The sequence below is a fragment of the Actinotalea sp. C106 genome (genome assembly GCF_023630195.1).
In the GTDB taxonomy this organism is placed as follows: domain Bacteria; phylum Actinomycetota; class Actinomycetes; order Actinomycetales; family Cellulomonadaceae; genus Actinotalea.
Genome location: NZ_JALPKN010000299.1, coordinates 1 through 3,615 on the forward strand (window position 1 = coordinate 1; position 3,615 = coordinate 3,615).

Consider the following 3,615-nt stretch of genomic DNA (forward strand, 5'->3'; position numbering starts at 1 on the left):
GGCGCGGGGCCCGCCGAGCGCAGGTCGGCGAGGGTGGCCTCGGCCAGGGGGAGCCGGGCCTGCGGGACCGCGAGGGTCGCGCGGAGGAAGGGCGTACGCATCGAGACCTTGGCCTCGGACTTGGCCTTCCGCAGGGTCGCCAGCGCACGGCCGGCGACCTCGAGGTGCGCCGGGTCGGTCCCCGCAGCGGCCTCACGCAGCAGGTCGCTCGTCGGCCACGGAGCGCGGTGCACCGAGCCCTCGCGCCACCAGGACCAGACCTCCTCGGTCGCGAAGGGCAGCACCGGGGCCAGCAGGCGCAGCAGCGTGTCCAGGGCCATGGCCAGGGCCGCCCGTGCCGAGGTGGTCGCGACCGTCGGGGACGCGTCGCCGCTGCCGTAGGCGCGGTCCTTGACCAGCTCGAGGTAGTCGTCGCAGAAGGTCCAGAAGAAGGTCTCGGTCAGCTCGAGTGCCCGCGTGTGGTCGTAGGCCTCGTACGCCGCCGTGGCCTTGTCGACCACCTCGGCGAGCCCGGCGAGCATCGCGCGGTCGAGGGGCTCGACGACGGCCGAGGGCTCGGGGCTGCCGGCCTCGGCCGCCCCGAAGCCGAGGGCGAACTTGCTCGCGTTGAGCACCTTGATCGCGAGCCGTCGACCGATCTTCATCTGGCCGACCTCGAAGGCGGCGTCGGTGCCCAGGCGGGCCGAGGCGGCCCAGTACCGGACGGCGTCCGAGCCGTGGTCCTCGAGCAGGCCCATGGGGGTCACCACGTTGCCCTTGGACTTGGACATCTTCTTGCGGTCGGGGTCCAGGATCCAGCCCGAGATCGCCGCGTGCTTCCAGGGCAGGGAGCCGTGCTCGAGGTGGGACCGCACCACCGTCGAGAAGAGCCAGGTGCGGATGATGTCCTGGCCCTGGGGGCGCAGGTCCATCGGGAACACGCGCTCGAAGAGGTCAGGGTCGTGCTCCCAGCCACCGGCGATCTGCGGGCTGAGGGAGGAGGTCGCCCAGGTGTCCATGACGTCCGCCTCACCCACGAAGCCGCCGGGCTCGCCACGCTGATCGGCGGTGTAGCCCGCCGGGACGTCGCTGCTCGGGTCGACGGGCAGCACGGCCTCGTCGGGGACGATCGGGTGCTCGTGGTCGATCTCGCCGTCGGCGTCGATCGGGTACCACAGCGGGATCGAGACGCCGAAGAACCGCTGCCGCGAGATCAGCCAGTCGCCGTTCAGGCCGCCGACCCAGTTCTCGTAGCGCACCCGCATGAAGTCGGGGTGGAAGGCCAGCTCCTGACCGCGTCCGAGGAGGGCCTCGCGCAGGCCCGCGCCAGCGCCCTCGGAGCGCCCGCCGTTGCGCACGTACCACTGCCGCGAGGTCACGATCTCGAGGGGCTTGTCGCCCTTCTCGAAGAAGTTGGCCATGCGCTGGGTGGGTGTGGGCTCGCCGTCGAGGTCCCCGCTCGCGCGCAGGGCGTCGACCACGGCCGTCCGCGCCGAGAACGTCGTCTTGCCGGCCATCTCCGCGTAGTGGGCGCGGCCGGCCTCCGAGGCGATCCACTCGGGGGTCTCGCGCACGAGCCGGCCGTCGCGGCTGAGCACCGAGCGGGTCGGCAGCTGCAGCTCGCGCCACCACTGGACGTCGGTCAGGTCGCCGAAGGTGCAGCACATCGCGATGCCCGCGCCCTTGTCGGGCTCGGCCATGGGGTGGGCCAGGACGGGCACCTCGACGTCGAAGAGCGGGGAGCGCACGGTGGTGCCGAACAGGTGCTGGTAGCGCTCGTCGTCGGGGTGGGCGATGAGCGCCACGACCGCGGGGACGAGCTCGGGCCGGGTGGTCTCGATGTGGACGGGCTCGCCGCCGTCGGGGCGGTGGAAGGCCACCCGGTGGAAGTGCCCCGGGTACTCGCGCGCCTCGAGCTCGGCCTGCGCGACCGCCGTCTGGAAGGTCACGTCCCACAGGCCGGGGGCCTCGGCCTGGTAGGCCTCGCCGCGGGCGAGGTTGCGCAGGAAGGCCTTCTGGGCGACCGCCCGGGAGCGGGCGTCGATGGTCTGGTAGTGGTGCGTCCAGTCGACCGACAGGCCCAGGCGCCGCCACAGGGCCTCGAACTGCTGCTCGTCCTCGACCGTGAGGCGCTCGCACAGCTCGACGAAGTTGCGGCGGCTGATCGGGACCTGGTCGGCGGCCTTGATGCTCTTGCCCTCGCCACCCTCGTGGGGCGGCACGTAGCCGGGCTGGTAGGGCAGCGTCGGGTCGCACCGCACGCCGTAGTAGTTCTGCACCCGACGCTCGGTGGGCAGGCCGTTGTCGTCCCACCCCATGGGGTAGAAGACCTCCTTGCCACGCATCCGCTGGAAGCGCGCGACGAGGTCGGTGTGGGTGTAGGAGAACACGTGCCCCACGTGCAGCGAGCCCGAGACGGTCGGGGGCGGGGTGTCGATCGAGTAGACCTCGTCGCGGGTGCGCGTGCGGTCGAAGGAGTAGGTGCCCTGCTCCTGCCAGGCGCCGCCCCACCGCTCCTCGAGCCCCTCGAGGCTCACCTTGTCCGGTACCCGGGACGACGGCGTGGACGTCGGGGTGCTGGCGGTGGTGGGGTGCTGGTCGCTCATGGTCGCCGATTCTCCCAGAACCCCGCGCACGCTGCGGCCACGTCCCATGGTCCTCTGCCACGCCTCGTTCCCGTTGCCTCGGTCCCGCCGCCGGGGCGGACCGTGGAGCCCGCCCCTGAGCAGGACCTGAGCGTGGCCCGCGCGGGACCAGGGGCGTCTCGGGGGGATCCCTGATGCCCGGGGGCCACGGTCCTCGGCCAGGATGGGGACGACAGCACGATCACAGGGACGGGAAGCACATGCGCGCACTGGTGGACACCTCGGGTGAGGGGCAGATCGCCTCGGCCCGGGGCCTGGTCAAGACCTACGGCAAGGGCGAGGCGGCGGTGCGGGCCCTGGACGGTGTCGACGTCGACTTCGCACGCGGCGAGCTCACGGCGATCATGGGGCCCTCGGGCTCGGGCAAGTCGACCCTGATGCACTGCATGGCCGGGCTCGACACCCCGACCGCGGGCACCGTCATGGTCGACGGCGAGGACGTCGGCCGGATGAGCCAGCGGCGCCTGACCCGGCTGCGACGCACCCGTCTGGGCTTCGTGTTCCAGGCCTTCAACCTGATCCCGACCCTGACCGCCGAGGAGAACATCACCCTGCCCCTCGACATCGCCCGCGGGACCCTCGACCGGACGTGGTTCGACACGGTCGTGGACGCGGTGGGCCTGCGGGACCGGTTGGGCCACCGGCCCAGCGAGCTCTCGGGCGGGCAGCAGCAGCGGGTGGCCTGCGCGCGCGCCCTCGTGTCCCGGCCGGCGGTGGTCTTCGCCGACGAGCCCACCGGCAACCTCGACTCGCGCTCCTCGGGCGAGGTGCTGGGCTTCCTGCGCCGCTCGGTGGACGAGCTCGGCCAGTCGGTGGTCATGGTCACCCACGACCCGACGGCGGCCTCCTACGCGCACCGGGTGCTGTTCCTGGCCGACGGCCGCCTGGTGGGCGAGCTCGAGCAGCCCACGACCGAGACCGTGCTCGACGCCCTGCGCGACCTGGGGGCGGGCCGCGACGCGGCCGACCAGGACGCCCCCCTCGCGGGAGC

Annotated in this window: 2 protein-coding genes; one reads left to right on the forward strand and one right to left on the reverse strand. The window is 72.9% G+C overall.

Annotation, left to right across the window (positions count from 1 at the left end; all coding sequences use genetic code 11):
* Positions 1–2,585: valine--tRNA ligase (valS, locus tag L0B03_RS15215; RefSeq protein WP_250447317.1), on the reverse strand; the 2,585-nt coding region annotated here is incomplete at its 3' end.
* 239 nt (positions 2,586–2,824) lie between these two features.
* Between valS and L0B03_RS15220 the strand changes: the two genes are divergently transcribed.
* On the forward strand, positions 2,825–3,615 hold a 791-nt coding region (locus L0B03_RS15220; RefSeq protein WP_250447319.1), incomplete at its 3' end, for an ABC transporter ATP-binding protein.